The sequence below is a fragment of the uncultured Solobacterium sp. genome, assembly GCF_963517755.1.
GTDB lineage: Bacteria > Bacillota_I > Bacilli_A > Erysipelotrichales > Erysipelotrichaceae > Bulleidia.
The window spans coordinates 50,345-75,706 of the sequence record NZ_CAUQGG010000003.1; the positions used below are offsets into that span (position 1 = coordinate 50,345).

The 25,362-nt window shown below is 34.4% G+C and carries 25 protein-coding genes and 1 other annotated feature; of the genes, 21 read left to right on the top strand and 4 right to left on the bottom strand.

The genetic code is table 11. From position 1 onward, the window contains the following. Positions 1-48 precede the first annotated feature (48 nt). The 13 genes from RWM19_RS02545 (at position 49) to RWM19_RS02605 (ending at position 14,301) form a co-directional block, all read left to right on the top strand. Positions 49-513: a PTS glucose transporter subunit IIA gene (locus RWM19_RS02545; protein WP_294023914.1), complete on the top strand. Its 465-nt coding sequence runs from the start codon at positions 49-51 to the stop codon at positions 511-513. Next, complete coding sequence (locus RWM19_RS02550; RefSeq protein WP_313983276.1) at positions 500-1,336, top strand: PRD domain-containing protein; 837 nt, start codon at positions 500-502, stop codon at positions 1,334-1,336. Before RWM19_RS02545 ends, RWM19_RS02550 begins: the two co-directional genes overlap by 14 nt. Positions 1,337-1,393: 57 nt before the next feature. Then, entirely contained in the window at positions 1,394-2,893 is a 1,500-nt protein-coding gene (locus tag RWM19_RS02555; protein WP_313983278.1) for a PTS transporter subunit EIIC, read from the top strand. Beyond that, the gene (locus RWM19_RS02560; RefSeq protein ID WP_313983281.1) at positions 2,886-3,584 is read left to right on the top strand and encodes an N-acetylmannosamine-6-phosphate 2-epimerase; all 699 of its coding nucleotides are present in this window, start codon (positions 2,886-2,888) and stop codon (positions 3,582-3,584) included. The genes RWM19_RS02555 and RWM19_RS02560 overlap by 8 nt, the downstream gene beginning before the upstream one ends. Before the next feature lie 67 nt (positions 3,585-3,651). Beyond that, positions 3,652-5,085, top strand: coding sequence for a tRNA (N6-isopentenyl adenosine(37)-C2)-methylthiotransferase MiaB (gene miaB / locus RWM19_RS02565; protein ID WP_313983284.1), 1,434 nt, complete (start codon positions 3,652-3,654; stop codon positions 5,083-5,085). A 61-nt stretch (positions 5,086-5,146) separates the two neighbouring features. Beyond that, the gene (locus RWM19_RS02570) at positions 5,147-6,814 is read left to right on the top strand and encodes a ribonuclease J (RefSeq protein WP_313983286.1); all 1,668 of its coding nucleotides are present in this window, start codon (positions 5,147-5,149) and stop codon (positions 6,812-6,814) included. Next, positions 6,814-9,330: a DNA translocase FtsK gene (locus tag RWM19_RS02575; protein WP_313983289.1), complete on the top strand. Its 2,517-nt coding sequence runs from the start codon at positions 6,814-6,816 to the stop codon at positions 9,328-9,330. The genes RWM19_RS02570 and RWM19_RS02575 overlap by 1 nt, the downstream gene beginning before the upstream one ends. Before the next feature lie 79 nt (positions 9,331-9,409). Next, positions 9,410-9,796, top strand: a complete 387-nt coding sequence (locus RWM19_RS02580; protein ID WP_313983291.1) for a GntR family transcriptional regulator — start codon at positions 9,410-9,412, stop codon at positions 9,794-9,796. Beyond that, a complete protein-coding gene (locus RWM19_RS02585) occupies positions 9,789-10,628 on the top strand; it encodes an ABC transporter ATP-binding protein (RefSeq protein WP_313983293.1) in 840 nt (279 codons plus the stop codon). Before RWM19_RS02580 ends, RWM19_RS02585 begins: the two co-directional genes overlap by 8 nt. Beyond that, positions 10,628-11,281, top strand: a complete 654-nt coding sequence (locus RWM19_RS02590; RefSeq protein WP_313983296.1) for an ABC-2 transporter permease — start codon at positions 10,628-10,630, stop codon at positions 11,279-11,281. The genes RWM19_RS02585 and RWM19_RS02590 overlap by 1 nt, the downstream gene beginning before the upstream one ends. A gap of 51 nt (positions 11,282-11,332) precedes the next feature. Beyond that, positions 11,333-11,571, top strand: a binding site (T-box leader). Between the two features lie 58 nt (positions 11,572-11,629). Continuing rightward, the gene (locus RWM19_RS02595; RefSeq protein ID WP_313983299.1) at positions 11,630-12,598 is read left to right on the top strand and encodes an ABC transporter substrate-binding protein; all 969 of its coding nucleotides are present in this window, start codon (positions 11,630-11,632) and stop codon (positions 12,596-12,598) included. Between the two features lie 8 nt (positions 12,599-12,606). Beyond that, positions 12,607-13,497, top strand: coding sequence for an ABC transporter permease subunit (locus RWM19_RS02600; protein ID WP_313983302.1), 891 nt, complete (start codon positions 12,607-12,609; stop codon positions 13,495-13,497). A 3-nt stretch (positions 13,498-13,500) separates the two neighbouring features. Further along, a complete protein-coding gene (locus tag RWM19_RS02605; RefSeq protein ID WP_313983305.1) occupies positions 13,501-14,301 on the top strand; it encodes an ATP-binding cassette domain-containing protein in 801 nt (266 codons plus the stop codon). 99 nt (positions 14,302-14,400) lie between these two features. Here RWM19_RS02605 and RWM19_RS02610 read toward each other — a convergent pair whose 3' ends face one another. Continuing rightward, complete coding sequence (locus tag RWM19_RS02610) at positions 14,401-16,299, bottom strand: PRD domain-containing protein (protein ID WP_313983308.1); 1,899 nt, start codon at positions 16,297-16,299, stop codon at positions 14,401-14,403. 238 nt (positions 16,300-16,537) lie between these two features. On the opposite strand from RWM19_RS02610, the gene RWM19_RS02615 reads away from it, so the two are divergent. The 5 genes from RWM19_RS02615 to RWM19_RS02635 all read left to right on the top strand — a co-directional run bounded on the left by RWM19_RS02615 (position 16,538) and on the right by RWM19_RS02635 (position 20,497). Further along, complete coding sequence (locus RWM19_RS02615; protein ID WP_313983311.1) at positions 16,538-16,999, top strand: PTS sugar transporter subunit IIA; 462 nt, start codon at positions 16,538-16,540, stop codon at positions 16,997-16,999. Continuing rightward, positions 17,000-17,320: a fructose PTS transporter subunit IIB gene (locus RWM19_RS02620; RefSeq protein WP_313983314.1), complete on the top strand. Its 321-nt coding sequence runs from the start codon at positions 17,000-17,002 to the stop codon at positions 17,318-17,320. Beyond that, positions 17,320-18,411 (top strand): PTS fructose transporter subunit IIC, encoded by a 1,092-nt coding sequence (locus RWM19_RS02625; RefSeq protein ID WP_313983317.1) that lies wholly within the window; start codon positions 17,320-17,322, stop codon positions 18,409-18,411. Before RWM19_RS02620 ends, RWM19_RS02625 begins: the two co-directional genes overlap by 1 nt. 4 nt (positions 18,412-18,415) lie before the next feature. Continuing rightward, entirely contained in the window at positions 18,416-19,273 is an 858-nt protein-coding gene (locus RWM19_RS02630; RefSeq protein ID WP_313983320.1) for a class II fructose-bisphosphate aldolase, read from the top strand. Between the two features lie 636 nt (positions 19,274-19,909). Then, positions 19,910-20,497 carry a hypothetical protein gene (locus RWM19_RS02635; protein ID WP_313983323.1) on the top strand — a complete coding sequence of 196 codons (588 nt, stop codon included), beginning with the start codon at positions 19,910-19,912 and terminating at the stop codon, positions 20,495-20,497. 124 nt (positions 20,498-20,621) lie between these two features. On the opposite strand, the gene RWM19_RS02640 is transcribed toward RWM19_RS02635, so the two are convergent. Together RWM19_RS02640 and RWM19_RS02645 are read right to left on the bottom strand one after the other, a co-directional pair. Further along, the gene (locus tag RWM19_RS02640; protein ID WP_313983327.1) at positions 20,622-20,927 is read right to left on the bottom strand and encodes a hypothetical protein; all 306 of its coding nucleotides are present in this window, start codon (positions 20,925-20,927) and stop codon (positions 20,622-20,624) included. 94 nt (positions 20,928-21,021) lie between these two features. After that, entirely contained in the window at positions 21,022-21,276 is a 255-nt protein-coding gene (locus tag RWM19_RS02645) for a hypothetical protein (RefSeq protein WP_313983330.1), read from the bottom strand. Between the two features lie 954 nt (positions 21,277-22,230). Here RWM19_RS02645 and RWM19_RS02650 point away from each other — a divergent pair. Genes RWM19_RS02650 through RWM19_RS02660 form a run of 3 tightly spaced genes read left to right on the top strand, consistent with a single transcriptional unit; the run spans position 22,231 to position 24,168 of the window. Continuing rightward, positions 22,231-22,422: a helix-turn-helix domain-containing protein gene (locus RWM19_RS02650; protein ID WP_313983333.1), complete on the top strand. Its 192-nt coding sequence runs from the start codon at positions 22,231-22,233 to the stop codon at positions 22,420-22,422. Positions 22,423-22,441: 19 nt separating this feature from the next. Continuing rightward, positions 22,442-22,906, top strand: a complete 465-nt coding sequence (locus RWM19_RS02655; protein WP_313983335.1) for a hypothetical protein — start codon at positions 22,442-22,444, stop codon at positions 22,904-22,906. A gap of 17 nt (positions 22,907-22,923) precedes the next feature. Further along, positions 22,924-24,168, top strand: coding sequence for a DNA cytosine methyltransferase (locus tag RWM19_RS02660; RefSeq protein ID WP_313983338.1), 1,245 nt, complete (start codon positions 22,924-22,926; stop codon positions 24,166-24,168). 43 nt (positions 24,169-24,211) lie between these two features. On the opposite strand, the gene RWM19_RS02665 is transcribed toward RWM19_RS02660, so the two are convergent. After that, positions 24,212-25,351 (bottom strand): hypothetical protein, encoded by a 1,140-nt coding sequence (locus RWM19_RS02665; RefSeq protein ID WP_313983341.1) that lies wholly within the window; start codon positions 25,349-25,351, stop codon positions 24,212-24,214. Positions 25,352-25,362 lie beyond the last annotated feature (11 nt).

Below are 25,362 nucleotides of genomic sequence, written 5' to 3' on the forward strand. Positions count from 1 at the left end.
CATTGGAAAAACATTTTTTCTGATGGGCTTTTTTCGTGGGAGGTACTTATGTTCTTATTTCATAAAAAATCAATGATCTATTCACCATGCGATGGTACATTTAAACCATTAAGTGAAGTAAAGGATGAAGTATTCTCTAAAGAACTGATGGGAAAAGGTTTTGCGGTTGTCCCAACAAATGGAGATATTCACTCACCAGTTGATGGTAAGGTCACAATGGTATTTCCAACCAAACATGCGATTGGGATTACAGATAAAAACAAGATTGAATATATTTTGCATATTGGCATCGATACTGTACAGTTAAAAGGGGCAGGCTTTGAGGTATGCGTACAAGAAGGAGACAGTGTAAAGGCTGGAGACTTACTTGTAAATTGTGATTTAGCTATGCTAAAACAAGCGGGCTATCAAACAGATGTTCTTGTAATCGTTACTAGTCATAAGGATGTACGCATTAAACAAGCACGTACCCTAAAAGTAAAGGATGAGATAGCATATTGTGAAAACATATAATATTGCAAAAATACTAAATCATAACGTCGTTGTATGTCGTAGTGATGAAGATTCTAGAGAGTATATTATCTTTGGAAAGGGTATTGGTTTCCAAAGACGAGAAAACGATATTGTTCCTGCAGAACAGATTCAAAACGTATATGAACTTGTTGATTTAAAAGATCGTAGACGTTATGAAGAGTTAGTAAATAGTGCGGATGATGAAGTGGTAGAAGTTACAGAAGAAGTGATCAGTGAGATGACTAATAGCTTTGGTGCATATGATAAGCGAATTCACCTTGCACTGCTTGATCATATTCAGTTTAGTGTAAAGCGTTACCGTGAAAAGATTACGGTTAAGAATGTATTCACGGATGAAATTCGATTCTTATATCCAAAGGAATTTCAATTTGCAAAAGAAGTACTTGCGAAGATTAACGAACGTTTGGGTATTCATTTAGATGACAGCGAGATTGGTTTTATATGCATGCATATTCACGCTGCTTTACAGGGTGAAAGTGCCAGTCTTTCTACGATGATTGCACAGATATTGACAGAAACAATCGCAATCATCGAAAGAGAAATGCAAATCAACCTCAATGATTATGAAGTGGCGAAGCAGCGTTTGATAACACACTTGAAGTTTGCGATTAAACGCTCGTTAGATGGGGTTGAAATTAATAACCTAATTGGTGATCTTGTTCATGATAAGTATCGTAAATCGTATCAGATTGCATGCATGATAGGAGATCATATTGAAAATACATATGGCATCAATATCGGAGAAGGAGAAAGATGCTATCTAACGATACATTTACAAAATATTGTAATGTATCGCAAATAATGGTTCGTACATGTGTAGTAAGGGGTATTACATATGTGGAATATAAGGAGGATATTTATGTTTAAGATGCTTCAAAAGATTGGTAAAGCATTTATGTTACCTATCGCAATTTTACCAGCTGCTGGTTTATTGTTAGGTATTGGTGGTGCTTTATCCAACCCTACAACAGTGGCGACTTATCCTGTATTAAATAATCCAGTATTACAGGGTGTCTTCACAATTATGAGTGCTGCGGGAACAGTTGTTTTCGCAAATCTAGCAATGTTATTGTGCGTAGGTCTATGTATTGGACTTGCAAAGCGTGATAAAGGAACTGCTGCCTTAGCGGGTGTTGTTGGTTTCTTAGTTATGAACGCTACAATCACTTCTTTATTAGGTATATTTAATCCAGATGGTGCTTCCATTGATACTGGTGTTGTTGGTGCAATCGTTGTTGGTTTAGTTGCCGTAACATTACACAACAAATATCAAAATATTGAACTTCCACAGGTACTTGGATTCTTTGGTGGTTCACGTTTCGTGCCAATCGTTACTTCATTCGCAAGTATCTTCATTGGTGCAGTGTTCTTCTTAGTATGGCCACCATTCCAACAGTTATTAGTATCTACAGGTGCATTCATTGCACAAGCAGGTCCAGTTGGAACATTCTTCTATGGATTCTTAATGCGTTTATGTGGAGCGGTTGGTTTACACCACATGATTTATCCAATGTTCTGGTACACAGAGCTTGGTGGTGTTGAAACTGTTGCAGGTGTTGCTGTAGCAGGCGCACAGAAGATCTTCTTTGCACAGTTAGCAGATCCAAATCATGTAGGTCTATATACAGAAGGAACACGTTTCTTCGCTGGTCGTTTCTCAACAATGATGTTCGGCTTACCAGCCGCATGTCTTGCGATGTACCACTGCGTACCGAAGGAAAGAAGAAGCAAGTACAAGGGCTTATTCTTAAGTGTTGCCTTAACATCCTTTATCACAGGTATTACAGAACCAATCGAATTCATGTTCTTGTTCGTAAACCCAATTCTTTATGTTATTCACTCATTCTTTGATGGTGTAAGTTTCTTTATCGCAGATATTCTCAATATCTCTATTGGTAATACTTTCTCTGGTGGTGTGATTGACTTTACACTCTTTGGTATCCTACAAGGAAACGCAAAGACAAACTGGATTTTAGAAATTCCATTTGGTTTGGTATGGGCATGTCTATACTACACATTCTTCAGATGGTACATTACAAAGTTCAACGTTATGACTCCTGGTCGTGGCGAAGAAAGTGATGATGCTGAACCAGTTGTAGAGACAAAGTCTACACTGAAGGAAGATAGTCATAAGATCATCGCTGCTTTAGGTGGTAAGGAAAATATCGAAGACGTTGATGCGTGCATTACACGCTTACGTGTAAGTGTGAAGGATGTTAAGAAGGTTGATAAGGATGCACTAAAGAAGTTAGGTGCTACTGACGTTCTTGAAGTTGGTGGAGGAATCCAAGCTATCTATGGTGCAAAGGCTATCCTCTACAAGAATAACATCGTAGAAATCTTAGGTATTGATGAATAATCAAGAAGTTATCGCTGCCTTAAAGGGTAAACTTGTCATCTCTTGTCAAGCGCTGCCAGGAGAGCCGCTCTATACAGAAGCGGGTGGAATTATGCCGTTAATGGCATATGCGGCAGAACTAGCAGGAGCCAGTGGTATCCGTTGTAACTCAGTACGAGATATTAACGAAATTCGTGCGAAAGTAAAACTTCCAACAATTGGAATTATTAAGCAAGATTATTTGGACTCATCAATTTATATAACCCCTACATTTGAAGAGGTGAGTGCACTTGTACAAACAGGCACAGAGATTATTGCCTTAGACTACACAGATCGCATTCATCCAAATAACGTCAAGCGCGAAGAATTATTCCATCAAATCAAACAAGTATATCCAAATCAACTACTCATGGCAGATATCTCAAATTTTTCAGAGGCGAAAGCTGCAGTAGAAATTGGCTTTGACTTTGTAGGTACAACACTAAACGGTTACGTTGGCGATGAAAAGACAGAAGGGCCAAACTTTGATTTGGTATCTAGAATCGTCAATGAATTAGACTGTCGTTGTATTGCGGAAGGAAGAATCCATGAACCATCACAAGCTCGTAAAATGCTAGAGATTGGGGCCTTTGCGGTAGTGGTTGGTGGGGCGATTACACGTCCACTAGAAATTGCGACAAGATTTATTAAAGAAATCAAAAAGGACCGCTAAAGTGCGGTCTTTTTTCTTGTGCATAAGAGGTCAGTATTCTGTATAATAGTACCGATAGAGGTTGAAGATGAAAAGAGAAGATTTTATCCTTCCGGTTCATGCGGAAGAAAGAAAACGAACAAAGAAAAATACAGAGAGTACTTTTAGTAACTTTCAGATAAGCGACGATATCGTAAATCTTGGTTATGGTAAGAAGTACTTTATACATACTTATGGCTGTCAAGCCAATGTACGTGATGGGGAAGCACTTGCAGGGATGATGGAAATGATGGGCTATACAAGTACCAATGTTCCAGATGATGCGGATGTATTATTCTTTAATACTTGTGCTATCCGTAAAGCGGCAGAAGACCGTGTATTATCCGATGTAAATAAGTTACGTTACTTAAAGGATGAGCGTCCAACAACGGTATTCTGTATCTGTGGTTGTATGGCACAAGAAGAAGAGACAGTCAAACAGATTTTATCAGTATCTCCACATGTGGACTTGATTTTTGGTACCCATAACATTCACCGTATGCCAAATCTTTTAGCAGAGGTGATTGAAAGTAATGAGCGTAAAGTAGAAGTATTCTCCCAAGAAGGAGATGTCGTCGAAGATGTACCGGTAAAACGTTCTATGGACTCCAAGGGCTTTGTAAATATTATGTATGGTTGCGATAAGTTCTGCACGTATTGTATCGTCCCTTATACACGTGGCAGAGAGCGCTCACGTCGCATGGAGGATATCCTAAGAGAAGTCGAAGAACTAAAAGCCAGTGGACGCAAAGAAGTTGTTTTACTTGGGCAAAATGTTAATGCCTATGGCAAAGACTTAAAGATGGAAGATGGCTTTACACAACTGCTTGTGGCAGTTGCCAAAACTGGTATTGAACGTATTAGTTTCTATACGAGTCATCCAAGAGATTACAGTGAAACAACCATCGATGCGATGCGTGACTATCCAAACATCATGCCATTCTTACATCTACCAGTACAATCTGGATCAGATGAAGTATTACGTCGTATGGCACGTGGATATACAGTCGAAAGATACAAGCAGTTATATGATGATCTGAAGAAGAAAGTACCACACATTGCATTTACAACAGATTTGATTGTCGGTTTCCCAAATGAAACCGATGAAGAATTTGAAGCGACATTAGATCTTGTGCGTTATTGCCGATTCGATATGGCATATGCATTTATCTATTCTCCAAGAGCAGGCACACCAGCCGCAAATATGGAAGATAATATTCCGCTCGAAGTAAAGAAGGAAAGACTAGCAAGACTCAATGAATTACTCACTGAGATAGCGGAAGAAAATAATCGTCACTTCTTAGGAGAAACAGTCAGTGTTTTATGCATTGGCACTTCCAAGAGAAATAGTGAAGTCTATAGTGGATATAGTGCAGATAATAAACTAGTAAACTTCACAAGTGAAAAAGATTGTGTCAATCAAATCGTGAATGTCGAAATTACTGCAACACATAGCTACTATCTTGAGGGTAAAGTTCTGTAAAATCGCCAGTGTTTGTTCTATAATAAAATTGGATTAAAAGTATTACTGGAGGATATAATTTATGAGTAAAGTACGCATATTTGCACTCGGCGGCCTTGATGAAGACGGCAAAAACATGTATATCGTTGAAAACAACGAAGATATATTTGTCATGGAATGCGGATTGAAATATCCGGATGGTGATCAGTTAGGAATTGAAATGATCATTCCTGATTTCCGCTATTTACGTGAGAATCAATCACGCATTAAAGCAATCTTCATTACCCATGGTCATGAAGATGTCATGGCAGCACTACCAAACCTATTAAAAGAAATTCCGAATATTCCGGTGTATACAGCACCATTAACAGCGATGATGCTAGAACGTAAACTAAAGAAGGCAGGTATCAAAGAATTAAACTTACATCGCATTCGTCGTAATGCGAAGTTTAAGATTGGTAATACTGAGATTCGCACCTTTGGTACAATGCAATCAATCGCAGATGGCTTTGGTGTCGCAATTAAGACAGAAGATGGATATGTAGTATATTCATCAGAGTTTATCGTTGACTACGATACAAAGAATGCGGCATTCAAATTTGATATTACCAATATTACAGATCTAGGTAGTGAAGGAGTACTTGCGTTATTAAGCGAATCAGTAGGTTCTACACGTGCTGGTAGCAGTAGCCCACACCACCGTATCACCGAACAAATCGAACAGTACTTTGAAGATACGAAGAATCGTATGTTTATTACTGTGTTTAACCAGAACTTATATCGTGTCATTGAGATTATCGAACTTGCAACGAAGTATAATCGTAAAGTTGTCATTTTTGATGAAGAACTAAAGAGTTTAATGGCTGATATGGCAAAGCTTGGATACTATCATATTCCAGCAGGATTAGAGGTAGCACCATCTGCTTTCAGCAATGACATGGAAAATATCTTGGTTATTGTTTCAGGTACAGGTAAGTCCATCTTCCGTAAGATTCATAAGATGGCAACGAAAGAAAATGACAGAATTGAGTTACGCCCAACGGATACAGTGATTATCGCTTCTCCTGCCGTACCAGGTACGGAAAGAGAAGAGGCATCCATGGAAGATGACCTCTACAAAGAAGCAGGTCGTGTACTTATGATTGACTCACGTCGTGCTTATAGCATGCATGCAAGTATTGAAGATCTTAAGATGATGATCTACTTGATGAAGCCAAAGTACTACGTACCAATCAAGGGTGAATACCGTCAACTCATCGCCAATGCGAATATCGCATTAAACATGGGATATAACGCAGATAAGATTATCGTTATGGATAATGGTCAAGTAGCTGTGCTTAATGATGGTGTGATGGCGAAGTCTTTTGACAAGGTAGATGTGGATGATGTCATGGTAGATGGTAACGATAGCTTAGATGCTAGCGGTATGGTCTTAAAGGATAGAGAAATTTTAAGTACAGATGGTACAATTATCATCGGTGTCGTAATGAATCACGTCACAAAGGAAATCATTGGTGGACCAGATGTACAAAGCCGTGGTGTAATCTACCTTAAGGATGCAGATTACATTATTAAAGAAGTTGGCAACATCATGGAGAAGACTATTAATGATGCGGTCAAAGAAAAACGCTATGACAATATGTCTTGTCGTAGCGAAGCACGCGAGAAGATTAGTCGCTATGTCTTGAAAGAAACTGGCAAACGACCTATGATACTTCCAGCGATTATCGAAATTAACACAAAGGATTAGTGAGGGAATACGTGGCAAGAAAGACAAAAGCACAACAACAAGCAGAACAAAACCAGCTCATCGTTAGAGTGATCACGATTGTAATCCTCTTTGCTTTTGCCATTTTAGGCTTTACCAAAGCAGGCATCGTTGGTCTATTCATCTATAACTTATTAGGTTACCTAGCAGGTAACCTTTACTGGTTTGTGATAGCGATGGTAATTATTGTTCTACTAATCAATATCATCAGAAGAAAACAGAGTGAAGAAGAAATTAGTTGGATACCAATTATCCTGTTAATCTCTGCGCTATTACTCTTAGAAGCATACATTGCAGTACCAAATGTAACCGGTATGGATGCCTTGTATGACTATATCAATCACACAGTTGATTACTTTATGCCAGATTCAACTCTGAAATTCAGTGGAGGAATCTACGGTATCTTCCTATATGCAATTTCTTCGATGATGTTTAATCGTATTGGTACAGTGTTAGTCATCATCGTACTCTTTATGATAGCGATGTTATTACTTGTAGATATAGAAGTTTATAAAAGGGCATTCCGTTCTATCTTCGCATTCTTTAAAATGCCAGAAGTAGAAGAGACAAAGCAAAAGGAAGAACCTGAGGAGCCAAAAGAACCAGCAAACCTTTGGAAGATGATTGATAAAGGGAAAGAGAAAACGGGTTCCCTGTTTCAAAATATCAAGGTAGATGGTAAGACAGAAAGTCTGCCAGTTGTGCAAGAAGAACAGCCAAGAACAGCTAGGGTTATCAATCGTATTCATCCAGATGATCCAACCCAGGAAGTACCAATCATCGTACTACCAGGAGAGACAATCTCACAGAAGGATTCTGTATTCATCGATGTGGATGATTTAAGTGATGACCATGCTCGCATGGAAGAAAAGACAACGTTAATACAAGATACGGGGGTACATCAACCAGAACAATCACACTTTACGCCAATGACAGTCGATAGAGAAGAAGAGGGAGATTTATCCGCAACAGAAGAATATGAAACAGTTGTGGAAGACCATCCTGATCAAGAAAGCAATATCTATCCGCCATCCGAGGCACCAAAGCCAAAGAAACGTACACGTCCATATCAATTACCAAAGATTTCACTCTTAGATCCACTTCCTCCAAAGGGTAGTAATCCAGAAAATGAAGTGGCCGCAAGAGAGAAATCACAATTATTACTACAGATTCTAAATAACTTTGATATCGAAGCACAGTTATTAAATATACATATTGGACCATCTGTTACACAGTTTGAGATTCGTCCGGATGTAAATGTTAAGGTATCCAAGATCCTTGGCTTAACAGATAACATCAAGATGCAATTAGCCGCAAGAGATGTTCGTATAGAAGCACCAATTCCAGGCCGCAATGCGGTAGGTATTGAAATACCAAACGTGAAGAGTACGCCAGTTAAGATGCGTGAAATCATCAATGACGTAGGTAGTGATAAATCACAACCATTACTATTCTTCCTTGGTAAAGACTTGTTAGGAAAAACAGTAACATGTCGTTTAGATAAGATGCCACACATGTTGATTGCCGGAGCGACAGGTTCAGGTAAATCAGTATGTATGAACTCTATCATCTGTTCATTGTTGTTACGTACCAAACCAGATGAAGTAAAGATGTTACTAGTCGATCCAAAGAAGGTAGAATTTACACCATATCGTAATATTCCACACTTGATTGGACCAGTTATCAATGATCCAAACAAGGCAAGCAATGCCTTAAAGGTCATTGTACGAATTATGGATGAACGTTATAACATGTTCGCAGCTGCAGGTGTTAGAAACATTGAAGTCTACAATAACATGGTTGAACAACAGGGTGGAAGACCAAATCCAGATGGTTCACCAGCACCGAAGAAGATTCCATATATCGTTGTCATTATCGATGAGTTGGCAGACCTAATGGCAGTTGCTGGTAAAGAAGTTGAACAATCCATTCAACGTATTACACAGTTAGCACGTGCTGCAGGCATCCACTTAATTGTCGCAACTCAAAGACCTTCTGTAGACGTCATTACAGGTATTATTAAGGCAAATATCCCAAGCCGTATCGCGTTTGCGGTATCCAGTGGTATGGACTCACGTACAATCTTAGATCATGTAGGTGCAGAACGATTACTAGGTTATGGTGACATGCTTTACATGCCTATTGGACAAACAGGTTCAACCCGTGTGCAGGGTGTATTTGTGACAGATGATGAAGTACAAAGAATTACAAGCTTTGTATCCTCAGAAGCTTCTCCAGTTTATGATGATTCCTTCGTACAGTTGGATGGAATCGAATCCGGAGAAGGTGGTATCGTGACAGAAATCAGTGATGATCCACTCTTTAAGGAAATTAAAGAATACGTTATCGAAGCACAAAAAGCTTCTACATCCTTACTCCAAAGACGCTTCGGCATCGGTTATAACCGTGCCGCGAGAATGATTGATGCTCTCGAAGAACATGGCATCATCGGACCAGCACAAGGTAGTAAACCTAGAGAAGTATATATTAAAGAATAAAGACGCCTGATGGTGTCTTTTCTTTATGGATTGCAAATAGTTATATACTGTTATATAGTGTTATATGTAAGGAGACACAATGAAAATCATTCTAATAAACGGAAGTAGTACTCCACTATATGAGCAGATTAAAAATGCAATTAAAGAAAACATTGTTGGAAATACAGTATCATCAGATGCACAATTACCATCTGTACGACAACTATCCAAAGAACTAGGGGTAAGCATATTAACTGTCAAAAAAGCATATGATGAACTAGAGCGAGAAGGATTTATTATCATCAGGCAAGGATTAGGTACATTTGTTGCGACAATGAATCAAGACCTTTTAAAAGATGAAAAACAAAAAGAGATAGAGTCCCATTTACTAGAAGCATGCAAGATTGCAAAAACAATTAATCTGAACAAATCGGAACTAACAGAACTATTCAATTATATTTATGAAGAAGGTACAGAAGATGAATAATATTGAAATCAAAAATCTAAAGAGAGACTATCAAAACTTCTCATTAAAGGATGTAAATTTCTCTATTCCCGAAGGATTTGTTACGGGATTTATTGGAAGAAATGGTATGGGTAAAACGACAACCATCAAATCAATATTATCCTTGATTCAGTATCAAGGAGATATTTTATCCATACATGACGATAAGAAAACCAAGTTGGATAATCAAAAGATTGGTGTAATTATGGATGACTCATTTCTCGCAAAAGATTGGAATATGGAACTTGTCAATCAAGCAATGAAGGTCGGATATGAAGCATGGGATGAGTATGCGTATTGGAAGTTTCTAGAGAAATTTAATATCGATAGGAAACTGAAAGTAAAAGAATTATCACGTGGGATGAAGATTAAACTCATGTTATCGATTGCTTTATCCCATAACGCAGAACTCTTAATCTTGGATGAGCCAACGAGTGGATTAGATCCAAGTATGCGTGAAGAGTTTGTAGAAGTAATCTCTGACTACATGCAAGATGATAACCACACAGTATTATTCTCTACACATATTACACAAGACCTTGAAACAATCGCAGATTACATTGTCTTTATTGATAATGGGAAAATTGTACTATCGTTAGAAAAAGAAGAATTCATAAACTATTTCATGATTTTAAAGTGTGGTTTAGAAAGTCAAAATATACTTGATTCATCCGCAATCTTAGGAAAAAAGAAAACAAAATATAATATCGAATACTTAGTAAAGCGCGATGCGATTCAAAAGATACCAAATGAATATGTAGAAGATGAAATTACAATTGATAAGATTATGATTTTATATGGGAGGGAAAAATAATGAATGCAATCAAAGTATTGAAGTTAGATTTATTATCCATAAAACCATATTTAACAATTAAAAATTTAATAATCCTAATAGGACTTGGAACTCTCTATGGTGTACTATCAAAAAATCCAGCTTTTGTTTTAGCTACAGTACAAATGTTTGCAGTATTATTCTCTGGATATCCTTTTATGGTAGGTGAAGAGTCTGGGATTGATCCTTTATATAAACTGTTTAGTATCTCTTCAAAAGATGTAGTAAAAGGTAGATACTTACTAGCAACAGTATCTGTGGTAATCATGTTGGTGGCTGGTGTTGTTATGGCAATGCTTATCGGAATTGCATATCCTATGGAAGATTTATTCTATAGCTTACTACTAGCGGCACCATGTATAGGACTAATTTCGTTAATCATTATTTTCATTGAGTATCCAATCTATTTTAAATATGGATACAAAAAGGGAAAAACATTAACAGCAGTACCAATGTTATTACTTGCGATTGGTGCAGTATGTTCTACATACTTTCATGAATCTCTAAAATCTATATTACAATTTCTAATGATGAATCCATTTGTTGCTATGGGAATTATTTGTATCATTTTCTTTGTCATTGTAGTTGTTTCATTAAAACTCTCTAATAAACTATACGCAAAAAGAGATTTTTAAATGAATAAAAGTAATTGACAAAAGTAACTGACTATCATACTATTTCAACATAACAAACCGATGATTGGGAAATCAAACATACAAAAGCAACTTCTAGAGAGCGGGGATGGTGGAAACCTGCAGGCATGCGGTATGCAAATGGACCCATGAGGGCTTAAGGAACGCTTATGCAAGTATTTAAGACGCAATGTCAGCGTTAAAGGACAGAGAATGTGATTGCATTTTCAAAGAGAGAATAGTCAAAAGACTATTAAAAAAGGTGGTACCGCAGGTTAACGCTTGTCCTTTTGTGGGCAGGCGTTTTTGTATGTTATGACTGAAAATGCAGAGAGAAGGAGGATATATCACATGAAAAAGTTAGTACAGGTAATTTGTGTTTTATTATGCAGTATGATGATTGGGTGTTCTTTACCCTCTGCATCAAAAAAGGATGCGAAAAAGTATGTGATCGTAAAGCAATTAGATCACGCATCCATTGATGAAATTGCAGTCGCAATTGAAAATGAATTAAAAGAATTAGATAAAACAGCAGACGTAGAAATCTATTCTGGTCAAAATGATCAATCTACATTGATGCAAATTGGCAAGCAAGCAGTAACAGATGGGGCAGATGTGATTATTCCAATTGGTACACTAGCAGCACAAACAATGGTTGTGGCAAGTGAGGATACAGAGATACCGGTTGTTTACGCTACAATTAGTGATCCAGAAGCAGCTTCCTTAACGGGAATTGATAGAGTAACAGGTACATCTGATGCACTCAATACAAAACAGTTTGTTGATATGATGTTAAAACAAAATCCAAACTTACAGACAGTTGGTTTACTCTATTCAAATTCAGAAGCAAACTCACAAAAACCAATTGCAGAAGTAAAAAAGATCTTAGATGAAAAGAAAATTAAATATATTGAAGCAACCGCAAATACTAGTCAAGAAGTAATCGCTGCCGCATCATCTCTTATCGCAAGTAAAGTAGATGCAGTATTTACACCAACAGATAACGTGATTATGTCTTCTGAACTTGCTATCTATGAATCATTCATGAATGCAAATATCCCACATTATGCAGGAGCCGATTCCTTTGTTCGATCAGGTGCATTTGCGACTTGTGGAGTGAATTATACAGATGCTGGTGTAAAGACAGCTAAGCTTGCATATAAAGTCTTACAGCCAGGATTCAAAAAGACAGAAGATTTTATCACACTAGATGGTGGTATTATCACTGTAAATACAGAAGTAGCAAAGAAGCTAGGTGTAACCCCAGATATTTTCGCAGATTTTGGACAAGTAGTAACAGTTGAAACAACAGGAAAGTAAGGGATAGTATGCTAAGTATTTTGCAAACTACTTTAGAACTAGGTGCATTATATGCATTTGTATCAATCGCTTTATTTATTAGTTACCGTCTGTTAGATATCGCTGATTTAACAACGGATGGAAGCTTTGTCCTAGGCATGGCGATATCTGTATCTTGTGCATATGTAGGTCATCCAATTTTAGGTATCCTATTAGGCATGCTTGCAGGTGGTGCTGCAGGTTATGTTACAGCCTTTTTACAAACACGTATGGGTGTTCCATCTATTATTTCAGGAATCATTACAAGCACAGGACTATACACAGTTAATCTATTTGTCATGGGATGGTCAAGCCAAATATCACTTTTAAAACAAACAACAGTATTTACAATCCTAAAGAAAATAAATATTGGTGGCAGTTGGTATGCTAGCATATTTGTGATTGTCTTATTAGTTGTATGCATAATTCTCTTACGTTTATTTTTATCAACTAGACTAGGATTATCTTTACGTGCAACAGGAGATAACCGTGCGATGGTAACAGCGTCTAGTGTAAATGTTAAAAATATGATTACACTAGGACTAGTCATGGCTAATATGCTAGTTGGTTTAAGTGGAGCACTCGTTGGACAGTTCAATAAGACAAGCGATATCAATGCTGGTACTGGTATTGTAGTGGTTGGACTTGCTTGCTTGATTATTGGTGAATCACTAATACATGGTAGAAAATCATTATCAGGAAATTTAACAGCATGTTTTATAGGTAATGTTGTATATCGAATGATTTATGCGGTTATTTTACAGACAAAGATCATCAACGTACAATCATTAAAACTAGTGACAGCTTTGATTGTCGCACTTGCAGTAGCAGCACCGACAATCAAAAAAGAACTTTCTTTACATATGAGAAAGGGGAAATAACAAATGTTAGATATACAAAATCTTTCCGTTACATTCAATGCAGGAAGTATTGATGAAAAAAATGTACTTCATGATTTAAATTTACATGTTGAAACAGGTGAATTCATCTGTATCATTGGCTCAAATGGAGCAGGTAAATCCACTATTCTGAATACCATTGCCGGTAGTATCATCCCAGATAAAGGTAAAATTCTTTTGGATGATACTGATATCACTTATGTAAAAGAATATCAACGTGCTAGTTATATTGGACGCTTATTCCAAGACCCTCTAAAGGGAACTGCACCTAACATGACAATTGAAGAAAATCTAGCACTTGCATGTCTAAGTGCAAAGGAAAAGAAATCACCATTTTCTTGGATAACAAACAAAGAACGTGAACTATTCAAAGAACAGTTAAGAATGCTTGATATGGGACTTGAAGATCGCATGAATACACTGGTAGGAAATCTTTCTGGAGGTCAACGCCAGGCTCTAACATTATTAATGGCCACAATTGTACCACCAAAGTTATTACTACTAGATGAGCATACGGCAGCACTAGATCCAAAGGCAGCCGCAAAAATTATGCAACTTACTAAAGATATTGTTAAAAAGCATCATATTACATGCCTGATGGTAACTCACCAAATGCAGCAAGCTTTAGAAGTTGGTGATCGTACAATCATGATGAATGACGGACATATCGTAATAGACATCAAAGGTGAGCAAAGAGCGAATATGTCAGTATATGACCTAATGGAACGTTTCCATGCAAATACAGGAAGTAATCTAGCAGATGATCGTATCCTACTTGCAAAATAATGTAGATAGATAATAGTTAAAATAACGCAATAAGAAAAGACAGCAGGGAGATAATCTATGCTGTCTTTATGCTTAATGAGATTTAATATAGTAGGTTAGTTAAAAGAGAGTAGTATTACTATTTGATGCATGCATAAGCTGCTCCTGCCATATTTCGTATGTCAAATTATTATAGCGAGGGTCAATTTCCTCATTTTTTCTAAGGAAGAATTGAATATTTTTGCACAAGCTAGAGAATATCTGGACATTCTTTTTGGTGCAACAGGTGAAAAAAACTAATTTTACGTTTTGATTTTGCCAAGGAACTTCATTTTTTAATAGTATGATTGCACAAAAACTTTTTCCTGAAGGTTTTAGAATATGGGGTATAGCAGCTGATCTTCCAATATAAGTTGATGATGATAATTCACGCATATGGAATTGAGCCAAATCGTCAGTATGTAATAAGCCTAATTTAACAAATTCATTTCCATAATATTGAATAAATTCATTTTCGCTTTTATAACAGTTTTGGTCATTTATAAATAATTCTCTACTGAAGAATTTTTTAATTCGTTGATTTTGTTTTTCTGACAATAAGTCATCTATCTTTTTGATAGATTCTGTCGTAAAGAAATTTTCTATCAATATAGAATTCTTAATTGAAGGTAGTGGTATATTACAAATTACATAATCATACTTATTTGCTAATTCTGTTCTGAATGAATATAGACTTAATATATCAATATCTATTTCAGTTTTATATATACTGATAATTTTTTCCTTTAATAAATTAGCATAGCTAATTCCAACTTGACTTACTATTAAAAGGTCTAACTGGGATTTTTTTTGAATTCGTTGTAATGAACCACAGAAATGGATTGCAAGTAAAGTTATTTCTGAAGTTGGGACAAAAATATTGAATTTATTTTCGATCCGTAGTTTAGCAATATAAGCTAAACTATATGCAAGTATATAATTCTTTTTTAATTCTTCATCAAATTCATATTTGATTTCTATGCCACATAGTATTCTATTTACCATTGATATTAAGTGCATAGTCAAAGATTGAATCAATGTTGAATCATTTCTCAAATCAATATCAGTATTTAAAGCAATATCATTTAAAATTTCATTCGTTGTTATTTCGTATTCCCAATATTTCTCATAGTCTGTTTTAATTTCGAGAGAACCAGCATTACATATGAAATATTGCATAATTTCAATAACTTCATTTTCATCCAATTTATATTTTTTTAAAATCTTGCGATATATAGAAAGTGCTAAATCGTAGTTTGGATTATCTTCTTTAAATAATGTTGGATGTAATACATCAACCGTATGTCGCATAATAAGAATACATATATGAATGCATAAGTTATTTAGTATATCTTTGGTGATATAAAGATCATATTCCTTACATGATAGAGAGATACAATCTCTAATGAAATCTATATCGATTGAATCAATCAGAAAAGATGCTTCACCCTCAGTAGAAGAAGTTGCAGAATTGAATTTAATACGAGTAATAATAAAATTTCTAATATATTTTTCATCGCCTGTAATATGGTATGAGTTAGTTAACTTAGATATTGATAGGTTATAAAGTTCTAGTTCACTTGTTATTTTGCCAATATATTTATGGAAAGTGGCAGAAGATATATAACACTTTTTTATGCATTCAGCTTCGTAGAAGTGTGAGTCCTTTTTTAGTAATTTGGAGGCAATAAAATCTAAGATTGAATTAGAGATATCATTCATCTTTTTAAATTTAGACATATTATGTAATTGTTCTTCTAGTAATGCATGGTCTTCCTTACTGTTAAAGCATATATGATAACCATATCCTTTTTTAGACTTTATATTAAACATGTTTGATGTACTATTCATCTCTAGTATTTCGTTGCGAACAGTTTTCTCTGAAGATGAACATACATTTGCTAAAGTTAATGCAGTCATATATCCTGTAGCATGCATTAATGTTTTTAAAATTATTTGTTGTCGTTTCGAATAAGTCATAATTGTCTCCTACTAATAAATAGAAAAAATAATCTTATACGGAATACTATGTAAATATAGAATAACATTTATTTACTTTAATTATTTGTAGTGTAATTAAAAATAAAAATACTTTTACCATTGATAACGGTAAATCTGAAATAGGAATTTGTATTTTTGTATTGAAATTAAATATGCATGAAAATAATATTTGAATATAAAGTAATCGATTATTTTAAAAGAGAGAAAGGAATTGCACATGGAAGGTGTGTTTTATCGTGATCTTATATTGCATGATTTTAAAGTAGATAATAAAGATGATTGCTTTAAAAGACTTGCAGAGATCTTAAAAAAATTACAATACATAGACGATAAACGATTGTTTATAGAAAAGTTATACGAAAGAGAGGAAGAATATTCTACATCTGTCGGGAATTTTATTGCTATACCACACTGTGTATGTACTTCTGTAAATAAACCATTTATATCCTATGCACGCTTAGTATCTCCAATTGAGTGGAAGTCTAGTGTTTCAAATTGTAATGAAGTATTGCATGTATTCCTTATTGGTATTAATGAGAATAAAGAATCGGAACATTTACAAATGCTTGCATTTTTAGCCAGAAATTTAATGCATGAAGATTTTAGAGAAAAATTATTTGGAGCTAAAACAGAAGATGAAGTATTTGAGATGTTAAAAAAGATTCAGGAGGTTAAGTGAATGTATATCATAGGTATTTCTGCATGTCCAACAGGAATCGCTCATACATATATGGCAGCAGATGCAATTGAACATGCTGCTGCAAATATTGGAGCTGATTTTAAAGTTGAGACGCAAGGTAGCATTGGAATTGAAAATAGATTAAATGGTTCAGATATAGAAAAAGCAGATCTAATTGTAATTACTGCTGCAGTTGCTGTTAGAGAGTTTAATCGCTTTGAAAATGCAAAAAATAAAATTTTTGAAATATCATTAACAGATGTTATTACAAGTGGCGATGAACTTATTAAAAAAGAAATGGAAAAGAGAGGTATTCATTAATGAATAAGTCTAGTAAACTTCAGGAATTCCAAAAAAATTTAATGACAGGGATTTCATACATGATGCCAGTAATTGTTATTGCGGGTGTTACATTAGGTATAACCTCGCTATTAGGACAACAGATATTTGGTGTTAATATTGGAAGTAAAGAATTATTGGAAGAAGCAAAAGGTTTTCAACACCTTCTAGCATGGTTAAACCAAGTTGCTGGTAAAGGAATGATGAGTTTCATGTATCCTGTTATGGCAGGTTATATTGCTATGGCTATTGCAGATAGACCTGGACTTGCTCCTGGAATGCTCGGTGGGTATTTAGCTGTAACATTAAATGCTGGCTTTATTGGAGCAATTATTATGGGATTTACAGCTGGATATCTATGTTTATGGCTTAACAATATAATTAAGCTAAATAGAAAATATGTAGGTGTAAAATCATTATTTTTATTACCAGTTTTAGTAGGACTTGGATCAGCTATAGTAGCATATTTTATTGTCGGTCCGATTGGACAAGGTTTCTCTAATCTATCAAAACTATTTATTGATGCAATTGGAACAAGCGGAGGGGCTGCTCTATCTGCAGCACTAGGTGCAGCACGTGCATTTGATTTTGGTGGACCAGTTAATAAGATGGCGGGTACTATTGGTAAACAGCTATATTTTGATACAGGCTATTCATATATTGCGTTAATGCTAGGTGCTCTTATTCCACCAATTGGAATTGGATTATCTGCAGTAATAGCAAAGATGACCAAAAAAGGAAAAGAAGAATTTGATCAACAATTACTTGCTGGAGGTTTTTCAACATTAGTTCTTGGCTTGCTGGGAATTTCAGAAGGTGTATTACCATTCATTATCTCCGATCCAATGATCATTCCGATTAGTATGATTGGTGCAGGTATTGGAGGAGCGATAGGATTTAGTTTAAATGTAAATGTGTTCCCAGGTTCTTCATATGGATTCTTTATGTGGCCATTAGTAGAAAATTTTGGTGGATTTGTAATTGCACTTCTTGCGGGAATTATCGTAGTGATCTGTCTAATGTTTATCCATGAACATCGTAAATTCGTAAAAGGAAAGAAGGTTGAGGGATAAAATAATGTCATTCGTTAATCTGAAATCTGTATTAAAGAATACAACTAACAATAATTATTGTATTGGTGCATTTAATTTTAATAGCTTTGAAGATGCACAAGGAATTATCAATGCAGCAACAAAACTACATTCTCCGGTAATTCTGATGGCATCTAGTTCAGCAGTTAAATACCTAGGAATTAAACAATGTGTAGGAATGATTCGTGGAATGGCTGAATCAACTGATATACCTGTATGCTTACATTTAGATCATTCTAAATCGGTTGAATTATGCAAAGAAGCTGTTATTGCTGGATTTGGTTCTGTAATGATTGATGCATCATCATTTGATTATGATACAAATGTGAAGATGACAAAAGAAGTTGTCGATTTTGCACACCAATATGGTGTAAGTGTCGAAGGAGAAATTGGCCATGTTGGAGGAGTAGAAGATGATATTTCAGTTTCTGAAAAAGACGCCAATTATACAAGCGTAAAAGATGCGATACGTTTTTCCGAAGAAACAGGAATTGATGCAATGGCTGTTGCGATTGGAACAGCACATGGATTCTATAAGAGCGAACCAAAATTAGATTTTGAGCGATTATCGGAAATTCATAAAAAAGTTGTTCCATACCTCGTTCTACATGGAGGAACAGGTGTATCTGAAGAAGATTTACAAAAATGCATTACATGTGGAATTAGTAAAATTAATGTTGGTACACAACTGAAGAAGGTGTTCTCTGATACAATTAGAGAGCGTTGTAGCAATCTACCGGAAGATGTAGTGGACCCTAGAAAATATATTGAAAATGTTAAAATCAATATAGAATCTGCAGTATTAGAAAAGTTGAATGTTTTCAGAAGTGAAAATAAAGCATAATAAAGAATAATCGATTTTTATTACTAAACTTTATTCTTATTAAAAAATGTTCCTACACAGGAGCATTTTTTAGAATCATGATATAAAAAATAAGGATATCTTTGTCATAAAATTGATGACATTGATATCTTTTTATAATTTATTCAATTGTATTATGGTTTTTATTCGTTTAATGTATCAACTATTTATATAATGTTTTCACTCCGTTTTTAGTGCTTTTTTTTTGACAAACATAATCATGGTGATAAGTAATAGGATAGTTTTCAGCCATCTAGGGAATACTGTGCCAACGCGTGGAAATGCTATAAGTTTGTATATATCCGACAACAAGGACATATAGGATAAGTGTTATTTAGTTTAGTTTGAGACGTACATCTGTCATTTGATTAATAGGTTTCAAACGAAAAATCACTCTGCCACTTACATCATACAAAGTCAACAATAAAATTGTTAAAATAAGTTTAGAGACTCACATCAAAATATTCAATTATTTGCCAACGTTTGAAATAGTATATAAGTTTGAATATAGTAGCATACATCTATTTTTGGAGAGTATACTTATCATAAGTTAAAATGTGAGTAGTATATTCATGGAGTAGTGATAGAATGCTAATATAACTTCAAGAAAGGAAAAATATGGTTACGAATTTACCAAATATTTTATTTCAACATGAAGAATGGGTTAAACTTCTATCAACAGAATTATCTAGTTGGACAGAAATACCACTATCTCCTATTAGTGGATATGATAAGAATTCTGTTAGGCGATATGATGGAATAATTGGTACTCTACTTAGGGAAACTGAACTACTCCTTAAGAATTCGCCTAATAAAGTAAATAATAGCTTTTTTAACTCATGGATGTATAAAGGGAAATTATATAGAATTATTCATGAATCACCTGTTGAAGATGCAAGGGACAAGGATGATTTTAGATATGAACTTCCGAAAATTGATTATCATGGAATGATTGCACATTGGACAACCGATTATACCTTTAAAGGATTAATGTATAAGTTAAGTCCAGAAGTAGAAAGTATTATATTGGAAGCAGATACTGCTGAGCACATTGGTTTTGATATTAACAGGTTCAGAAAAACATATGGATTTGAAAATTCTTTTTTAACTAATGAGAATGAAGTTATTTTCCCAATGTACAAGAATTGTATAACGGAATATAAAATGTCAATAAATAATTTTATTCAAATAAAAAAGCAAAAATAATGCATAAATCAGTGGTGATAAAGCAAAAATGAAGTAGTCAAATTTTGCTAAAGTCGACAAGAACAATATTTAAAATATGATGTACTTAAAAATAGGCTTAATTAGCTTACCGTGGACTTGTAATTCATTCTTGTAATGAGAAACTAAATATATTGTGGTTTCGTAATGCTTTTGTAGTTATCACAAATGGATAACGTATCATCCATGCAAGCTTCTCATACAATTCATTAATGTTCATCTCCATAAACCTACGCATACATACAAATAATGCAGTATATCGGTTGATGTACTTCGTTACTACCCCTCGATACTGGGCTAGTTTATTTTTGATGATGGAGTGAATATGGTTTACAACGTTTAGATATTCTACTTGATTGTAACTTTGGTGTCCTTTTAGATGTACTACTTTACAATTCTTACATTCTGCCAAAGAGTTATAACAATCTGTTCAATCTGTGAAGGTGATAGAGTGTTGTGTAATGTTATTTTTGAAGGCTCGCCTCTATGGTGGGCTTTTCTGTGTTTCAAGGAAGAACCTTGGAAGATTCAAGAACGTATGTCTCATCATACTCTATCGTTCCAGATGGTTGTATCTTTTCTGATTCCAAATACTTTTCAAGCATACTAAGAAACTTATGACGATTTAGACGTGCTGCGGTCTTATGGATAGGAACCATCGTCAAAGTATCGATACAGATCTCCATAAACTCATCTAGATCGATCTTCAAAAAGGAAGTTATCGTATGAGAATCATAGGTAAACTTATGCTTGCACTCCATACAGAGATATCTCTATTTACCACGGGCAAAGCCTTTTTTGATCATCTTTGTCTTCTTGTGACAATCTATTACCACCCAAGCAATCATTTAGATTACAGAAATCGATGAATCCTCGTTAGATACGATCTTGTTGTGATTGTGTTAGTTTGTTAAAGTTAGTGATTAATTCTGTCTCATGCATAATAGATTTCTTCTTTATCATAAGACTAATCTATTATGTATTTTCAATATTGATATGCATATGAACGCTCATCAATGATATTAAGTCCACTATGAGTTTATTAAGCCAAGATAAATAAGATGATAAAAGAAATGGATGTTGATTTTGCAGGGGATTTATCAAATACTAGAGAATATAATTAATAGGATCAAGGTTAAAGAAATCCATGATGTTACTTTTTCATTTATTGATGGTAGCAAAGCAAAAAGCTATATATTTGAACTAGAAAAACAAGAGTAAAAGGTGTAAGACAAGATAATTAACATAACTATGGAAATAAAAGCATAAGACCAGAACCAAAGCATTTTGATGAATTTATTAAATAATTAAAAGAAGATAGTGGTCTATATGAATCGACTCAGAAAAGCATTAGAAAAAGATCTAGACTTGCTCATAGAATTTATAAGATAAATGATATTGAGGGATATATTGAGAAACTCGAAACTAAGGCAAAGTATAAGAAACTGGATGATGGTGTAAAGTCGAATGTGAAGTATGCGGTCAGAGTTCATTTTAGGTTTTTGGAGCAGAGAAAGTAATTTAAAATAAGGCTTTATAATGTTGAATTAGGCAACCAAATTTTTTTACATAGTCTTTCTTTTTATTAGCTTGAATACGAAAAATAAAACTATATAAAATCATATGAAATCATGCCAAATCATATGAAACTGATTGAATATTAAAGATATTAATGATAAAATTAGGTTAAACAGTTTTATGAGGGAGGTTACAAAGTGATAGATATAAACGATGATAGATGGATTAGCATAGAAGAAGCTGGTATTTACTTAGGAGTTAACAAAGATACTATCAGAAATTGGATAAAAAAAGAAAATGGCATTCCGGCTCATAAAATTGGTAAACTTTGGAAATTCAAGAAAAGTGAGTTAGATGCTTGGATAAAAAGTGGAGATAGTGCTGAATAAAAATGTGGAGGGTTTACTAATGAAAACTATTTTGCTGAGTTTGAATCCGGGAGTGTTTCAAAATGTACAGTCTGGTAAAAAGATATATGAGCATAGAAGGGTATTTCCTAATGAACCCGTTAAAGCATATATTTATATTAGTAGACCAATTCAGGCTTTATCAGGAATTATGTACTTAGGAAATAAAGTTTATATTGAGGAATGGAAAGAAAAGTATAAAGAAGATGCTGATGTACAAATTAGAATTGAAGATTATTTAAAGCATCATAAAGTTGCAATGGAAATACAAAGATTTCAAAACACATCGCTTATAGAACTTATGGACCTAAAAACCGATTTTCCAAATTTTCTTATTCCACAAATGTATTATTATTTAGATGACCATCCTTTATTGCAATATTTAGAGAATAATTTGGTGCCAATCGGAGAACCTATTACTCACACATTTGAAAATATTAAAAGTGAACAAATCTGTGTTTACTAATTTGAGGAGGCTAAAATATGAATGAAAAGAAAAAAGTTCTATCGCTGTTCAGCGGATGCGGTGGAATGGATATAGGATTTGAAGGTGGATTTAAATGCTTAAAGAGATCTATCAATACAGAAATCCATCCTAATTGGATAGAAGAAGACTATGGTGATTGGGTGAGAGTTGCTAAAACCGGCTTTGAAACTGTATTTGCAAATGATATCAGACCAGATGCAAAAGCAGCATGGGTATCTTACTTTTCTTCAATTTATAGCAATGCGAACGAAATATATCATATTGAAAGTATTGTAGATTTGGTGAAAAAAGCACATGCTGGTGAAAAAGTGTTTCCGGAGGACGTTGATATAGTTACTGGAGGATTTCCTTGCCAAGATTTTTCTGTATCAGGAAAAAGAAAAGGTTTCAATTCTGATAAGAGTCATAATGGCGGAAAACTTGAAGTTGATGAGCCAACAGTAGAAAGCAGAGGACAATTGTATATGTGGATGAAGGAAGTTGTTAGTTTAGTTCAACCATCCATTTTTGTTGCCGAGAATGTAAAAGGACTAACAACTCTTGAAGACGTAAAAGAAGTCATAGAACATGATTTTGCAACTGCTGCTGATGGTGGATATATTGTTATTCCGGCAAGGGTACTTCATGCTGCAAACTATGGGGTAGCTCAATCAAGAGAGCGTGTAATATTTTATGGATTTAAACGTAAAGCGCTGAAAGATAATGCTATTGGTGCGCTGTTAAATCTAGATAGTAATAAAGATTATGATCCATACCCAACACCAACACACTCCTTTAATATTGAAGGAGAAAGATTGTATCCGTTTGTAACTTGTAGGGAAGTTTTAGCGAACCTAGAAGAACCGGAAGTAACTAGTGATATTGCACAAACAAAATATTCTAAGGCTAAGTACATGCCTAAGGGACAAGGCAATATTGAAATAAAACTTGATTCAATATCTCCAACAATAAGATCGGAACATCATGGTAATATAGAGTTTAGAAGGCTCAGTAAAGAAAATGGAGGTACTCACCTAGAAGAACTCGAAAGTGGATTTGAGCAAAGACGATTAACCATCAGGGAGTGTGCAAGAATTCAAACTTTCCCAGACGACTATCAGTTTATTCTTGCAAAGACACCATATAATAAATCTGTTAGTGCTAGTGATGCATACAAAATTATTGGTAATGCAGTTCCGTGTGTATTAGGTTATAACATTGCAATGAGATTAACAGAAAATTGGGATAAATATTTTAAATAAAGATAATGGACACCTTATAGTAAAAATAAAGTGTCCATTTTATTTAGGTAGTCTCATAAATTACTAAGAGTGACCCACCGTTTTCATAATACATTTTTGCCTCTGGTGTACCATTAAATTGACCATGACTAAAACGGCATTCATTTCTTAAAACTAATTTTCTTCCGGTATTAGTATTTTTTATTGTTGTTAAAATATTAGCTTGTTTATCTGGGACTGAAGACTCTATAGATTCTATAATGATTGCGTTTCCAAAGGCTGATAATGCAGGAACTTTGAAAATATTTACACCAGATTTTGTGGTTTTTGCATAATAATATTCATCTTTATGAATCCTTAAAAATCGAGGAAGTCCCGCATTATAATTTAAATTATTTCTTAATTCATTTGCTAAGTTATTTGCTGCTATAATTGCACAATCTTTTTTAGCTTGGTTATATGTAGAGTTTGAATTAAGATTTTGATTTATGAATTTGGCAAAAACATGTTCTCTAATTTTTGAATCTGTATTTTTTTCATATTTGTCTAGCGTACAATCTATTGGTAAAGTTTTACTGGAAACCGTCTTACCATTAAATGAATACTCCAATATAATATTTGTTCCAATCAACTCAATGGTCGATTTCTTTTTCTTTTCTAAATTTATCAAATTCCATGTATTATTATGTGTAGTTAAATATTTAATTAGTTCTTTCCAAGTGATGGAGAACCAAGTTGAGTATTCACTACCAGCATAATCAGAAAAGATATGACGTTTTTTATAGTTAGATCCTGTATAGCAATTAAGCAATTTATATAATCCCATGTTTTCTAATATGAAACTTTCTTCTTTCAAAGAAAAACCGTATTTTCCTACGAAAATATCTACTGGGTCATCTTTTTGAGTATCATTGCCTAGCCATTGAATTTTATCGCTTTTTGAAATTGAAAAATAAGGATGATTAAATATTTCGATACCAAGCTTATATCCGTTATCAATAATATTTTTCAACTCGCCTGAAAAGAGGGAAATTGTATATAAATTATTAGCGTTTGATATGTCTCCAGAAATAACTTGCTTTGCTAATGATAGAAAAGTTGATGGGTTATAGAGATCTGAGCATGAGAAACTTATTCCATCTTTTAATAGGCCAATTGTTGCGGCTACACTAAGTTCTCTTAAGTGTGTTTTAATATCTGCCATTTATTTTTCCT